A 13,582-nucleotide genomic window follows, 5' to 3' on the forward strand; every position below is an offset into this window, starting at 1 on the left:
AGCGGGTTTTGCGATGGTGCTGGGCATACTAAAGTCTTATGCCTGACCATTATTCCGCGGTGTCTGCAACGGTGCCATCGAGCCCGTAGCGCTCGCGAAGCCCGGTGAGAGCGCCGGTTTTCGCAAGCTTGTCCAAGGCATTGGCAATGGCCCGTTTAAGCGTCTGATCGCCTTTCCAGAGGCCCAGCGCCATTCGATAATGTGGAAAGATGCTTTCGGGTAACCAGAACAGTCGGAACGAATTTTCTTCCAAGTCGATCGTTCCGGCAACGAATCGCTCCGTTATGCCGGCGGCAATTGCGCCCGTTTCAAGGGCGGTCCGGAGCTGGTCAGGGCTGCGCATTAATTGAGCGCGCAGGCCCTGCTGCCGCAACCAGCCCGAAAGCGCCACCCGGTTTAGGCCAGATGTGCCCGGCAATACGCCCACGGCGCTGCCGGAAGGGGGCATGGCGCCGCTGGCTGAGATGCCGACCCAGCCGGTTTCGGCATCGGTGGGAATAGTCTGCAGGAACCCGCGGGTCTGCAGCGTATCGGCGACGCCGCCTGCCACCACATCGCATTGGGCGCGGGTGAGGAACCAGTTGCGCGGATTGAAGTCCTGGCCGATGGCAGGGAGGGTATTGAGCGTGAGCCGCAGTCCCAGTTCACCAGCAATCGCTGCGACCAGTTCGGCGTCGAAGCCCGGTTCAGTGGGATTGCCGGTGATGAGCGGGGGGTAGCTCGGGGGAACGCAGACCTTGAGCACGCCGGCCTTTTGCCGGTCGGAGAGGGACGTGTCGGGCGGCAGGAAGCTGATGGCGGTAAGGAGAGCCGCGATGAAGGCGATGTTGAGCCCGGCCTGCAGCCACCGATGCGGGCGGGTGCGGGTCATGAGCGGCCGAAATCGATCAGCGCCATGATGAAGAACACCACGGCCATGGTGAAGATGACAGCGGGGCCGTAAATGGCCGGGAATTGGTTGAAACCGATGACGACGCCCCGCAGCGCATCGACCGCATAGGTGATCGGATTGATCTGCACCATGAAGACCAGCCATTCGGGATAAGCGGTGGCGGTCTGCGTGCGGGTGAGGGCGGGATCGAGCGGGAAGACCGAGGAGGAGGTGAAATAGAGCGGCAAGATGATGGTGTTGGAGAAGACGCCAAAGCCTTCAAAGCTGCGCACGCGGGCGGCTAGCACGACGCCGAAACAGGTGAGGCCAAAGGCCAGCACGAACATGAGGCCGAGCGCCATGGCCATTTGTTCAAGGCTGAGCGTGACATCGGCAAAGCGGGCGAGAATGAGCACGAGGCCGCCATGGATCATGGCGACGGTGCTGCCGCCCAGTACCTTGCCGAGCAGGATCAGCGCTCGGGGCATGGGGGAGACCAGCACTTCGCGGAGGAACCCGAATTCGCGATCCCAGATCACCGAAACGGCAAACTGGATCGAGGTATACATGATGTTGAGCACGATGACGGCGGGGAAGAGGAATTGCAGATAGGTATAGGGGATGACGTAGCGCACCTCCCCATAGACCTCGCCGCGGAAATAGGGATTGAGGCCGACGCCCAGAATCAGCAGCCAGATCAATGGCCGGCTGACGCCGCCGATCATCTGGCCGCGGTCGCGGGTGGCGCGCATGATTTCGCGTAGCCACACGCCATAGACGCCGCGCATGAGAATGATGGGGCTGGTCATCTTCGGCCTCCGCGCTTGCCGGCGGCCTTTTCGGCGTCGCGCTGGCCATCGGCCCGGTCGCGCAATTCGCGGCCGGTGAGGGAAAGGAAGACGCTTTCAAGCGTCGGTTCCTGGAAGCGGACTTCGGAGAGGCTATCGCGGAATTCAGCGAGGAAAGCGTCGGTCACGGCATTGTCGCCGGCGGGGAGGGCCAGGCTGTGGCTGCCCAGGGGCTGGGCATTGGGGTAGCGGGCCAGGATCGCGGCGGTGGCGGCGGCGTCGCGGGGGAGAATGTGCAGCCAGCGCGTGCCGTATTGGGCCTTGAGGTCTTCGGGCGGCGCCTGAGCAATGATCTTGCCGTGGTCGATGATGCAGACCATATCGGCGCTTTCGACTTCTTCGATGTAATGGGTGGTGGTGAGCACGGTCAGTTCGCGCTCGCGGCGGAGTTGGTCCAGATACTGCCAGATGCGCTGGCGGGTCTGGGCGTCGAGGCCCACTGTGGGCTCGTCGAGGAAGAGGATTTCTGGCTCGTGCAGCAGTGCGCGGGCGATTTCGAGGCGCCGGCGCATGCCGCCGGAAAAGCTGCGCACGATTTCGTCGCGCCAGTCCTCGAGCTCGACGAGAGCCAGTACGGCGGCGCTGCGTTCGCGGCGGACTTTTGGCGCGAGGCCATAGACCAGGCCATGGAATTCGAGATTTTCCCAGGCGCTGAGGCGGTCATCCAAGCTTGAGTCCTGAAAGACGACGCCGATGGAGCGGCGGGCCTTGGTGGGCTGGCGCACGACATCGGCGCCCGCGACTACGGCGCGGCCGCCATCGGGGCGACGCAGGGTGCATAGGATATTGACCAGCGTAGTTTTGCCCGCGCCATTGGGGCCGAGCAGGGCAAAGCTGGAGCCGCGCGGAATGGTGAGGCTGACGCCATCGAGCGCGGCCTTGCTGCCATAGGTGGCGCGCACATCTTCAACAGTGACGGCGGCGGGGATCATGGCAGGCACTTTCGCGTTGGGGTGGTTCGCGGATGAGGTTCCTTTATCTGAACCACCGCGCGGTGTCATTCCGGGGCGGTCCAATGGGTGACGAGATCAGCCAGATCGGGGCGGGGGCGGTCGGCGGGGATATCGGTGGGGGTGCCGATATGGACGATGCCAGCAATGTGTTCGTGGGGGGCGAGGCCATAGATATCAGCGGCGCCGCGGCTTTCGGCGGCCCAGCCGGTGAGGAGGATCGCGCCATAGCCGCTGGCGTGGGCGGCGTTGAGCAGGTTCATGGCGACAGCGCCGGCGGAGAGCTCCTGTTCGCGCAGGGCGATCTTGGCGTCGGGCGCGGGGCTGGAGACGATGAGGATGACGAGCGGCGCATAGGTGAAAACGCGGGTCATGATGCCAGCGAATTTTTCGAGGCGCTCGGGCGGCATATCTTGTTTTTCAAGGCGATAGACGGCGGAGAGGCGCTGGCCGACCTGGTGGCGGGCAGCGCCGGAGAAAATGATGAAACGCCAGGGCGTGAGCGCGCCGTGATCGGGGACGCGAGTGGCGATGGTGAGGATGCGGGCCAGTTCCGCCTCGCTCGGCGCGGGGTCAGCCAATTGGCTGGTTGGCACCGAGCGACGGGTTTCGAGCAGGCGGAGAGCCGCTTCGTTGGGGGAAAGGGTCATCGGCTGCGCAGGCGCTTGGTGAGGGAGCTGGCGGAGACGGCGAGGATGATGATGCCGCCGACCAGGATTTGCCTGACATAGCTATCGACGCTCATTTGCGTCAGGCCGTTGTCGAGTACGCCCAGGATGAGCACGCCGACAATGGTATAAAGAATGCGCGGCTCGCCGTGTTCGCTGAGGGTCGAGCCGAGGAACACGCCGGCAATGGCGTTGAGCATGAGGCTGGAGCCCTGGGTGGGATTGGCCGAGGCGACGCGGCTGGCATACATGATGCCGGCGAGGGCCGCCGTGCTGCCGGTGAGGGCGAAGGCGATGAGCTTGAGTTTGCGCACAGCAACGCCGCTTAAATGGGCGGCTTCGCTATTGCCGCCAATGGCATAGAGGCGGCGGCCGAACGTGGTTTGCTCGAGCAATACCCAGGCCAAAACGACCACGGCGAGAGCCAGGAGGGTGAGGTTTGGGATGCTGACGGCGACGCCGCCCCAATCGCCTAAAGGTATGCCGCCACGAGCGAATTGGGAAAAATCCTCGGGGATGGCGCGGCCCGAAATGGTCTTGCCGCCGCTGACGACGAAGGCAGCGCCGGAGAACATGGTGAGGGTGGCAAGGGTGGCGACAAAGGGCAGGATGCCGATGAAGCTGATCAGCGCGCCATTGATGGCGCCGCCCACCAGACCGACCAGCAAAGCCAGGGAAACCGCGGCCCAGACGGGAATTCCGAGGGTGAACAGGATGGCGACGACAATGCCGGCAAGGCTGGCCATGGAGCCGACGCTGAGGTCGAAATCACCCATCACCATGACGATGGTCATGCCGGCGGCGACCACGATGAGCATGGACAATTGCTGGGAGATATTGAGCCAGTTGCGGGCGGTCATGAAGGTGTCGGGCAGGTTGGCCCAGAAGAAAATCAGGATCGCAGCGAAGCCGATAAGCGTGCCGTAACGGCGGAGAAATGTTAACACACTGTTACCCTTGAGCGCGACCATAGATGACATTGAGTAGCGTTTCTTCACTCAGGCCAGCTGCCTCGAGCGTATCGGTGATGACGCCATCGCGCAGCACGGCGATGCGGTCGGCCATGCCGAGCAATTCGGGCAGGTCGGACGAGACCAGAATGACCGCCATGCCGCGGGCGGCCATTTCGCGGATCACGGTATAGATATCGAATTTGGCGCCGACATCGACGCCGCGGGTGGGTTCGTCCAGCAGCAGCAGGCGCGGATTGCCGACCAGAGCTTTGGCGAAGACCACCTTCTGCTGGTTGCCGCCGCTGAGTTCGCTGGCGCGCTGATTGGGGCCGGCGGATTTGAGGCGGACGAGCTGGCCGTTTTCCTCGGTGAGGCGACGTTCGCGGCGGGGCGTGAGGAGAGTGCCCCAGCGGCTTTGGGCCTTGAGGTGGGGCAGCGTGGTGTTTTCGAAAATTGGGCGGGAGAGGATCAGCCCCTCAGAGCGCCGCTCGCGCGGGATATAGGCAATGCCGGCGCGCCAGGCATCGGCGGGGCTGCGCGGACGATAGGGCTGGTTGGCCAGGGTCATGGCGCCGCCGGCGGGGGCGAGGTCACCGAACAGGGTGCGCAGCACTTCGCGCTGGCCGGCATTGGCTATGCCAGCCAGGCCAAGGATTTCGCCGGCGCGGACGGACAGGGAGAGTGGGGCGCGGCCGCGAATGGTGAGGTTGGTGGCGGTGAAGACGGCGTGATCTTGCGGCGGGGTGAGCTGGCTTGGATAGGCTTCCTCGACGCGGCGGCCGATCATCAGGGCGATCAGATCGTCATGGGTGATATCAGCGATTTTGCCGGTGTCGATGCTGGTGCCGTCGCGGATGACGGTGGCCTTGTCGCAAATGGCCATGATCTCGTCGAGGCGATGGGAGACGTAAAGCACCGAGGCGCCCTGGAGGCGCAGTTCGCGCAGTACCGTGAAGAGGCGTTCGGATTCCTCACTGGTGAGGGCGGCGGTGGGCTCGTCCAGCACATAGAGGCGGGCGGGGGCGCCGGCCTCGCCGACAAAGGCGCTGGAAATGCGCACCAGCATCTGATCGCCCAGGGTCAGCGTGCCCAGCTTCTGGCGGGGATCGATATGGGTAATACCGAGTTTGAGCAGGGTTTGCTGCGCGGCGGTGTTGAGCTTTTTCCAATCGACGAAGAGGCCTCCGCGGCGCGGATAGGCGCGGCCCATGAAGATGTTTTCGGCCACGGACAGGGCCGGGACGACGTTGAATTCCTGGTGGATGAAGCGCAGGCCGAGGCGATGGGCCTGGTGGGCGCTGTCGATATGGACCGGAGTGCCGTCGAGGCTGATATCGGCGCGGTCGGGGGCGGTGACGCCGGCCAGGATTTTGATGAGGGTGGATTTGCCGGCGCCGTTTTCGCCCATCAGTGCGTGAATTTCGCCGGGCGCGATATCGAGGTCCACACCCTTGAGGGCCGGGACGCCGCCATAGGCTTTGGTCACGTGTTTGAGGGAGAGCAGGGTCATGAAGGGGTGTTGGCTGGTTTGGGGGCGGTTCGTCAAGCGGAGTTGTTGTTGCGTCAGCGTGTGCCGCAACCACCGCGCCTCCCTCGGGCTTGACCCGAGGGCCTGTCCCAGTATTGCGCGAGTGGTGGGAGGCCCTCGGGTCAAGCCCGAGGGAGATGCGGTGGGTTGGGAAATGGCGGGGTGAGCGCTGAGATTTCGATACACCAACGGCCCGCGTCTGCGGAGGCATACCCCCACCCTGCTCGATGGACGGACTTAGCTGAAGCTAAGTCCTATCTCGCTTCCCTCCCCACAAGGGGGAGGGTGGGTGCCGACTGAGGGATTGAAGCGATGGGAGAGCGCAGAACCCCTCACCCTGACCTTCCGCTGAACGCGTCAGGTCGGTCCCTCTCCCTCAAGGGGAGAGGGGAAGCAAGTGTTACTCAGCCGCGTTGGCTGCAGTGATCAGTTTGGTGGGCACGTAGGTAACCCGCTGCTTGAGGGTTTCGCCGGCGAGGACCCGGGTGACGGCGTCGGCGGTGGCGGTGCCGATGCCGGCGAAGTCCTGGGCGACACTGGCTTCGAAATTGCCGCCGGCGGCGATGGCCTCGCGGGCCTGGGGATTGGCGTCGATGCCGGTGATGACGATGCCTTCCCCGTCACGGCCGGCGGCCTCGATGGCTTGCAGGGCGCCGAGGGCGGGCTGGTCCCAGGCGGCCCAGACGGCCTTGATGCTGCCGGGCTCGGGATTGGCGGCGAGGATGGCTTCCATTTTGGCGCGGGAATCCGCAATGCCGCCATCGGAGACGTCGGGGGTGACGCGATCGAGCACTTTGATATCGGGGAAATTGCCGAAGACGGCATCGGCCACGACGCCGCGCACCTGGACGGGCGGGAAAGCTTCGAAGATGAACATCACGACATTGCCCTGCCCGCTGATGCGGTCTGCCACATAGGTCGCGGTTTCGGCGGCCATGGCATAGCCATTGGAGGTGACATTGGTCGCCAGCAGCGGATCGCTGCCGGCATCCATGCCGATGACCGGAATGCCGGCATCGGCGGCGGCCTGGAGGCCCGCGGCGACCTGGCTGGGATCGACATTGATGACGATGGCATCGACATTCTGGGTGACCATGTCTTCGATGCGGCTGATCACGGCGGCGACGTCGCCGGCGGTGTCGATGACATTGACGTCCCAATCCTTGCCCTTGGCGGCGGCCTGGAAAGACTCGACATAGAATTGGGTGCCGGGCTGGGCCAGATAGGGCGTGATGATGGCGATCTTGGACTGGGCCATGGCGCCGCTCGCGCCCAGAGTGGCAGCGAGCAGGCTCGCGCCAGCCAACAGGCCGCGGGTGAAATGAATGGTCTTGAAAGTCATATGCGTGTTCCCCTGGATGCGAATGCCATCTGGTGCCTTGCCGGGATGGTTCCCTTTCGCCGGCAGGCACCATATTGGAGAGGGCGGAATGCGGGAAGGGTGCAATTGTGCTCGGGCTCGCAACCCGCACGATGTCATTCCGGCGCAGGCCGGAATCCATTCTGTGCCCTCTCCGCAGCCGGGATGGCGGGGATAGCCTTCAGCATGGATTCCGGCCTGCGCCGGAATGACATCGTGGGTAAACGCGTATTGGGAATGAGGGTGACGTGGCGAAAATCATGCTGATCGGCTTGGATGTGGGCACGACGGCCACCAAGGCGGTGCTGATCGACGAGGCGGGGGAGCGGTTGGCGGCGTTTGCGCATCCGCATGCGACTAGGCGGCCGCAGGAAGGCCATGCCGAGCAGGACCCGCGCGACTGGATGGCGGGGGTGCTGGGGGCGCTGGATGCGTTTGCGCGGGGACATGACCTGAGCGGGCTCAAGGCCATCGGGATTTGCAGCCAGGTCAATAGCCATGTGTTTGTCGATGGCGCTGGCACGCCGCTGCTGCCGGCGATTATCTGGCAGGATGGACGCTCGGCGCCGGATGCGGCGGCGCTGGATGGGCAGGTGAGTGACGCGCAGAAGATTGGCTGGTTCGGCACGCCGATGCCGATTGATGCGAGCCACGCCTTGGCGCGGATGGCGCATGTGCGGCGGGTGAGCCCCGAGATTTATGCGCGGACGCGGCATGTGCTGGCGCCCAAGGATTTTTGTATTTTGCAGCTGACCGGGGCGGTGGTGAGCGACCCGATTGCGGCAGTGGGGCTGGTGGATGCGGGGGGCGATTACGTCGCCGATCTGCTGGCGCTGGTGCCGCGGGCGGCGGAGCTCTTGCCGCCGCTGGCGAGTTTTACGACGATTGCCGGTGTAGTGCGGGCGGGGCTGCCTTGTGCGGGGGTGCCGGTTGTGGTGGGGGCAATGGATGCCTGGGGCGGCATGTTCGGAGTGGGCGTGGTGGCCGATGGGGACGCCATGTATCAGAGCGGCACGAGCGACGTGCCGGGGATTGTGTCGAGCACGATTGTGCCCACGCCAGGAGTGATCCTGTTTCCGCCCTATGAGGGGGTGGTGATGCACGCCGCGCCCACCCAATCGGGCGGGGCGTCGCTGGGGTGGATTGCGGGCGTGCTGGGGCGCTCACCGGCCGAGGCGGCGGCTTTGGGCGCGAGCGCAGTTCCGGGGCGGTCGGCGCCGCTGTTTTTGCCGCATTTGCAGGGGGAGCGGGCGCCGCTGTGGGATAGCGCCTCGCGCGGAGTGTTTGCGCGGCTCGATCCTGGATCAGGCGCGGCGGAGATGGCGCGGGCGGTTATGGAGGGCGTGGCCTATGCCGGTCGCTGGGCGTTTGAGGCGCTGTATCGCTCGGCGGCGGTGGATCCGGCGGTGATCAATATTGGGGGCGGTGGGTCGCTATCCGATGATTGGTGCCAGATCAGGGCGGATGTGTTGGGCAAGCCCTTGCGGCGGTGTGTGGCGCCGGAATCGGCGGCTTTGGGGGCGGCGATTTTGGCGGGGCAGGCGAGCGGGATTGGCGGGACGCTCATGGAGGCGGTGCGGCTATTGGTGCGGTATGATCGGGTGTTTGAGCCGGATGGGGCCGTGAAGGGGTATCATGCGGAGCGGTTCGGGCATTATCAGGCGTTATATGGGGATTTGCGCGGGTTTAATGGGCGGTTTTAGGCGGTGAGATAGGGGCTTCCTCCACCCCTCCCTTCCCTCCCCATCAAGGGGAGGGTGAGCCTGGTGGTCGGGGTGGGATGGTGCTCGATCATCCATCCATAAGAAAGTCCGGGCTTGGCGGCATGTTGCCCAAAACTCGATGTCACCCTCCCCTTGATGGGGAGGGCTAGGGAGGGGTGGTGGGAGCCCGGATACCGGTAAGGGAAACGGAGGTTCCCGCCTTCGCGGGAATGACATTGTGGGGGGAATGGGCGTTGAAGCGATGGGAGGACGCAGGACCCCTCACCCTGACCTTCCGCTGAACGCGTCAGGTCTGTCCCTCTCCCTCAAGGGGCGAGGGTTGGGCTTCGTGCCTGTCTGCGCTTAGCGCTCCATCCCGATCATTTCTGCGGCTTTCGACCCGATTGCCATCGCTGGAGCGTTGGTATTCCCCGAGACGATGGCGGGCATGATGGAGCAGTCGATGATGCGCAGGCTGTCGATGCCGCGCAGGCGCAGGCGGTCGTCGACGACGGCCATGGGGTCACTGTCGGGGCCCATGCGGGCGGTGCCGACGGGGTGGTAATTGGTTTTGACGGTCTGGCCGGCGAAACGGGCCAGGTCGTCCTCGGCGGTGAGGGCGGGGCCGGGCAGCAATTCTTCGGCGATCTTGGATTTGAAGGGCTCGGTGGCGAGCAATTGGCGGGCGACGGCGAGGGAGGCCAGCGTCAGGCGCAGATCGTCGGCATGGCCGAAGAAATTGCAATCGACCAGTGGTTTGTCTTCGGGATTGGCCGAGCGCAGCTTGACGCTGCCGCGCGCCTTGGGGCGGAGCAGGCAGGAGGTGAAGGTGACGCCATAGGTGGGTTTGGCCGAGGAGACGTCGCGGTCCAGATACACAATGGGCGCGCAATAGAGCTGGATCGTTGGGCGGTCGCCGCCATCGGGATCGTAGAACAGGCAGGCTTCGATGCCGGTGGTGGTGACGGGGCCTGAATTGAATAGCAGATATTGCAGGCCGTTGCGCAGCATGGGCCAGCCCTTGTCCTGGCCGAAATAGCCGGACTTGCCCTTGGTGGTGGCGATGACGGGGACTTCGTGATGGTCCTGCAGGTTGGCGCCGACGCCGGGCAGGTCGGCCATGACCTCGATGCCGTGTTCGCGCAGGTGATCGGCGGGGCCGATGCCGGACAGCATGAGTAATTTGGCGGTGTTGTAGGTGCCGGCGCCAACAAGCACTTCGCGATCGGCATGGACGGTTTGGGTCGTGCCGTCCTTGGTGTAGCTCAGGCCGATGGCGCGGTTGTTGTCGATGACGATGCGGTCGACGCGGGCACCGGTGACGATGGTCAGGCGCCCATCTTTACGCAGCGGATCGAGGAAGGCCTTTTTGGCGTCGGAGCGGGCCTTGTGGCGGTTCCACAGGCCATAGGTGTGCTGCATGATGCCGACGCCGTTTTGCCGGACGCCGTTGAAATCGGGATTGTAGGGATGGCCCAGGCCCTGGGCGGCGAGCAGGAAATCCTCGGTCGTGTCGCAAATCTGGCCGGGCTCGGAGACGCGCAGATTGCCTGATATGCCGTGATAGACATTGTTGAAGCGGGCATTGGCTTCGAGATTTTTGAAATGCGGGAGCAGGTCCGTATAGGACCAGGCGCCATTATTGCCCAGGCTCGCCGCCCAGCCGTCGTAATCCTCGCGCTGGCCGCGCATATAGACCATGGCGTTGACGGCGCTGCCGCCGCCCAGGGCCTTGGCGACGGGCACGATGGGGCCGCGTCCGCCGAGCTGGGGTTGGGGGACGGTATGGTGCATTTCGAGGAAATCCTCGCGCGCCAGATATTTCATATAGCCGGCGGGGAAATCCATGAGGCGGGCGGTCTTGGCGGGGCCGCGCTCGAGGATGAGAACTGAGCAGCCGAAATCGCGCACGAGGCGCATGGCAGCAACCGAAGCGGCAGAGCCGCCGCCGGCAATGATGAAATCGTAGCTGGACGCCAAGGCCAGGTCCCCTCTGCCGGATTTGTTTCCGTGCTTTGAGGCGCACTATCGCAGAGCCGGGAAACGGGGGCTAGCGCCGAGTTTTCGCTTTCGACAGGTGGGCGCGGTCGGCAGTTTACGCGAAGATAGCCCGCTCCTTGCCCACGATCTCGGCCAGGAATTCGGCGACGATGGTGACGCGGCGGAGGGTGCGGAGGTCTTCGTGGACGACGGTCCAATAGGCGCGGGTGAGGCTGTGGGCGGGCAGGATTGGGACCAGGTTTGGATCGGCTTGGGCCATGAAGCCGTGCAGGATGCCGATGCCGGCGCCGGCGCGGACGGCTTCGGTTTGGCCCATGGCGGTGGAGACGGACAGGGTCGAGCGCCAATCGGGGAGGAAGGCGCTGGTATAGTCGAGCGAGGCCGAGAAGAGCAGGTCATCGACATAGCCGACGAGGTGGTGGGCGGATAGATCGGCCAGGGCAAGCGGGGTGCCGTGGCGGGCCAGGTAGGATTTGGCGGCGTAGAGGCCCAGGCGATAATCGGTGAGTTTGCGGGCGACGAGGCGGCCCTCGCGGGGGCGCTCGAGGGTGACGGCGATGTCGGCTTCGCGGCGGGAGAGCGAGAAGGCGCGGGGGACCGGGACCAGTTCGATGCGCAGGCCCTGATGCCGCTCGGTGAGCTGGCCGATGCGCGGGGCGAGGAAGGCGACGCCGAAGCCGTCCGGCGCGCCGACGCGGACTATGCCCTCGATGGCGCTATCGGCCCCGGCGGTCTGGCTGGCGGCGAGCATGGCGCTTTCCATGGCTTCGGCATGGCTGAGGAAGCGCTCGCCGGCGCCGGACAGGTCCGAGCCATTGGTTTTGCGGGTGAAGAGCGTGCTGCCGAGCGCCGTTTCGAGCGCGGTGAGGCGGCGGGCGACGGTGGCGTGATTGAGGCCCAGGCTGCGGGCGGCGCCGAGGATTTGGCCGTGGCGGGCGACGGCGAGGAAGATGCGGACGTCGTCCCAGTTCATGGATTTTTGGCCTCTTTAGTAAGGGGGTACCCCCTCCTAGCCTCCCCCTGATAGGGGGAGGGATGGATTGGGGCTCGCGTCTATCGTTGTATAATTTTCGCACATCGGTTGCGAATTTTGTCGTCTTGAGTTGCATAAAATATAGCGCGAAGACTGTTCTCACAACAAGGGAGAGCCTTATGCGCATTATCGGCCATTTCATCGACGGCGTGGAAACTGCGGGCGAGAGCAAGCAATTTCAGGATGTGTTCAACCCGGCGACGGGCGATGTGCAGGCGCAGGTGGCGCTGGCCAATGCGGCCGATCTCAATGCAGCAGTAGCTTCGGCGGCGGCGGCGCAGCCCAAGTGGGCGGCGACCAATCCGCAGCGGCGGGCGCGGGTGTTTTTCAATTTCGTGGCGCTGATCAATCGCGACATGGAAGAGCTGGCGACCCTGCTGAGCACCGAGCACGGCAAGACGGTGGACGACGCCAAGGGCGATATCGTGCGCGGGCTGGAAGTGGCGGAATTTGTGGCCGGGGCGCCGCATCTGCTCAAGGGGGAATTCACCGAAGGGGCCGGGCCGGGGATCGATATGTATTCGATGCGCCAGCCGGTGGGGATTGGCGCGGGCATTACCCCGTTCAACTTCCCGGCGATGATCCCGCTGTGGATGCTGGCGCCGGCCATCGCTGCGGGCAATGCGTTTATTCTCAAGCCCTCCGAGCGCGATCCTTCCGTGCCGGTGCGGCTGGCGCAGCTGGCGCTGGAGGCGGGGCTGCCCAAGGGGATTCTGAATGTCGTGCATGGCGGCAAGTCGGTGGTCGATGGCATCCTGGCCCATGACGATATCGCGGCCGTGTCCTTTGTCGGCTCGACGCCAATTGCCCGCTATGTCTATGGCACGGCGGCGGCGAACGGGAAGCGCGTGCAGGCCTTTGGCGGCGCCAAGAACCACATGATCATCATGCCGGACGCCGATATCGAAAAGGCGGCCGATGCGCTGATGGGGGCCGGTTTTGGCTCGGCGGGCGAACGCTGCATGGCCGTGTCGGTGGCGGTGCCGGTGGGCGAAGCAACGGCAGACCGGATCGTTGCCGCGCTCAAGCCGCGCATCGAAAAGCTCAAGGTTGGGCCGGCGACGGACAAGGCCAGCGAAATGGGCCCGGTGATCACCAAGGCGGCCAAGGAGCGGATTCTTGGGCTGGTGGAAAAGGGCGTGGAGCAGGGGGCAACGCTGGCCGTGGATGGCCGTGGCTTCAGCCTGCAGGGCTATGAAGACGGCTATTTCGTTGGGCCGACGCTGTTCGACAATGTCACCGCCGAAATGGATATCTACAAGGAAGAGATTTTTGGGCCGGTGCTGTCTGTGGTGCGCTCCAAGACCTATGAGGATGCGCTCAAGCTGACCATGGACAATCCCTATGGCAATGGCACGGCGATCTTCACGCAAAATGGCGACGCGGCGCGCGACTTTGCCAGCCGGGTCAATGTGGGCATGGTGGGTATCAATGTGCCGGTGCCGGTGCCGCTCGCCTATCACAGCTTTGGCGGCTGGAAGGCGTCAGCGTTTGGCGATTTGAACCAGCATGGCATGGATTCGATCAAGTTCTGGACGCGCACCAAGACCGTGACGAGCCGTTGGCCGTCGGGAATCAAGGATGGGGCGGAATTCCAGATGCCGGTGATGAAGTAGGGCGGCTCGGGCTTTTGTGGGCGGGGGGGATCGCAGACCCCCTCCCTGGCC

Annotated in this window: 11 protein-coding genes; 2 read left to right on the forward strand and 9 right to left on the reverse strand. The window is 64.6% G+C overall.

Translation table 11 applies throughout. The features are described from left to right. Positions 1-49: 49 nt before the first annotated feature. From QQL79_RS01170 to QQL79_RS01200, 7 genes are all read right to left on the reverse strand, one after another. The gene (locus tag QQL79_RS01170; protein WP_284387156.1) at positions 50-871 is read right to left on the reverse strand and encodes a substrate-binding periplasmic protein; all 822 of its coding nucleotides are present in this window, start codon (positions 869-871) and stop codon (positions 50-52) included. Next, positions 868-1,680 (reverse strand): ABC transporter permease, encoded by an 813-nt coding sequence (locus QQL79_RS01175; protein WP_284387158.1) that lies wholly within the window; start codon positions 1,678-1,680, stop codon positions 868-870. The genes QQL79_RS01170 and QQL79_RS01175 overlap by 4 nt, the downstream gene beginning before the upstream one ends. Continuing rightward, positions 1,677-2,651 (reverse strand): ATP-binding cassette domain-containing protein, encoded by a 975-nt coding sequence (locus QQL79_RS01180; protein ID WP_284387159.1) that lies wholly within the window; start codon positions 2,649-2,651, stop codon positions 1,677-1,679. Before QQL79_RS01180 ends, QQL79_RS01175 begins: the two co-directional genes overlap by 4 nt. A gap of 65 nt (positions 2,652-2,716) precedes the next feature. Continuing rightward, positions 2,717-3,319: a nitroreductase family protein gene (locus QQL79_RS01185; RefSeq protein WP_284387161.1), complete on the reverse strand. Its 603-nt coding sequence runs from the start codon at positions 3,317-3,319 to the stop codon at positions 2,717-2,719. Then, positions 3,316-4,284, reverse strand: coding sequence for an ABC transporter permease (locus QQL79_RS01190; protein WP_284387163.1), 969 nt, complete (start codon positions 4,282-4,284; stop codon positions 3,316-3,318). Before QQL79_RS01190 ends, QQL79_RS01185 begins: the two co-directional genes overlap by 4 nt. A gap of 4 nt (positions 4,285-4,288) precedes the next feature. Further along, the gene (locus tag QQL79_RS01195; RefSeq protein WP_284387165.1) at positions 4,289-5,800 is read right to left on the reverse strand and encodes a sugar ABC transporter ATP-binding protein; all 1,512 of its coding nucleotides are present in this window, start codon (positions 5,798-5,800) and stop codon (positions 4,289-4,291) included. A gap of 418 nt (positions 5,801-6,218) precedes the next feature. Next, positions 6,219-7,160 (reverse strand): substrate-binding domain-containing protein, encoded by a 942-nt coding sequence (locus QQL79_RS01200; protein ID WP_284387167.1) that lies wholly within the window; start codon positions 7,158-7,160, stop codon positions 6,219-6,221. Positions 7,161-7,426: 266 nt separating this feature from the next. Between QQL79_RS01200 and QQL79_RS01205 the strand changes: the two genes are divergently transcribed. Further along, positions 7,427-8,881 (forward strand): xylulokinase, encoded by a 1,455-nt coding sequence (locus QQL79_RS01205; RefSeq protein WP_284387168.1) that lies wholly within the window; start codon positions 7,427-7,429, stop codon positions 8,879-8,881. Between the two features lie 363 nt (positions 8,882-9,244). On the opposite strand, the gene QQL79_RS01210 is transcribed toward QQL79_RS01205, so the two are convergent. Further along, positions 9,245-10,861, reverse strand: coding sequence for a GMC family oxidoreductase (locus QQL79_RS01210; RefSeq protein WP_370461157.1), 1,617 nt, complete (start codon positions 10,859-10,861; stop codon positions 9,245-9,247). A gap of 115 nt (positions 10,862-10,976) precedes the next feature. Next, a complete protein-coding gene (locus tag QQL79_RS01215; protein WP_284387170.1) occupies positions 10,977-11,855 on the reverse strand; it encodes a LysR family transcriptional regulator in 879 nt (292 codons plus the stop codon). A gap of 179 nt (positions 11,856-12,034) precedes the next feature. Here QQL79_RS01215 and QQL79_RS01220 point away from each other — a divergent pair, with 179 nt between their 5' ends. After that, positions 12,035-13,531: a CoA-acylating methylmalonate-semialdehyde dehydrogenase gene (locus tag QQL79_RS01220; RefSeq protein WP_284387172.1), complete on the forward strand. Its 1,497-nt coding sequence runs from the start codon at positions 12,035-12,037 to the stop codon at positions 13,529-13,531. Positions 13,532-13,582: the final 51 nt, after the last annotated feature.

Source organism: Devosia yakushimensis, from assembly GCF_030159855.1.
GTDB lineage: Bacteria > Pseudomonadota > Alphaproteobacteria > Rhizobiales > Devosiaceae > Devosia > Devosia yakushimensis.

Bases quoted from the DNA above. Each gene is read 5' to 3' on its own strand.
- QQL79_RS01170 (WP_284387156.1), bottom strand. From the start codon at position 871: ATGACCCGCACCCGCCCGCATCGGTGGCTGCAGGCCGGGCTCAACATC.
- QQL79_RS01185 (WP_284387161.1), bottom strand. From the start codon at position 3,319: ATGACCCTTTCCCCCAACGAAGCGGCTCTCCGCCTGCTCGAAACCCGT.
- QQL79_RS01200 (WP_284387167.1), bottom strand. From the start codon at position 7,160: ATGACTTTCAAGACCATTCATTTCACCCGCGGCCTGTTGGCTGGCGCG.
- QQL79_RS01220 (WP_284387172.1), top strand. From the start codon at position 12,035: ATGCGCATTATCGGCCATTTCATCGACGGCGTGGAAACTGCGGGCGAG.
- QQL79_RS01215 (WP_284387170.1), bottom strand. From the start codon at position 11,855: ATGAACTGGGACGACGTCCGCATCTTCCTCGCCGTCGCCCGCCACGGC.
- QQL79_RS01180 (WP_284387159.1), bottom strand. From the start codon at position 2,651: ATGATCCCCGCCGCCGTCACTGTTGAAGATGTGCGCGCCACCTATGGC.
- QQL79_RS01195 (WP_284387165.1), bottom strand. From the start codon at position 5,800: ATGACCCTGCTCTCCCTCAAACACGTGACCAAAGCCTATGGCGGCGTC.
- QQL79_RS01175 (WP_284387158.1), bottom strand. From the start codon at position 1,680: ATGACCAGCCCCATCATTCTCATGCGCGGCGTCTATGGCGTGTGGCTA.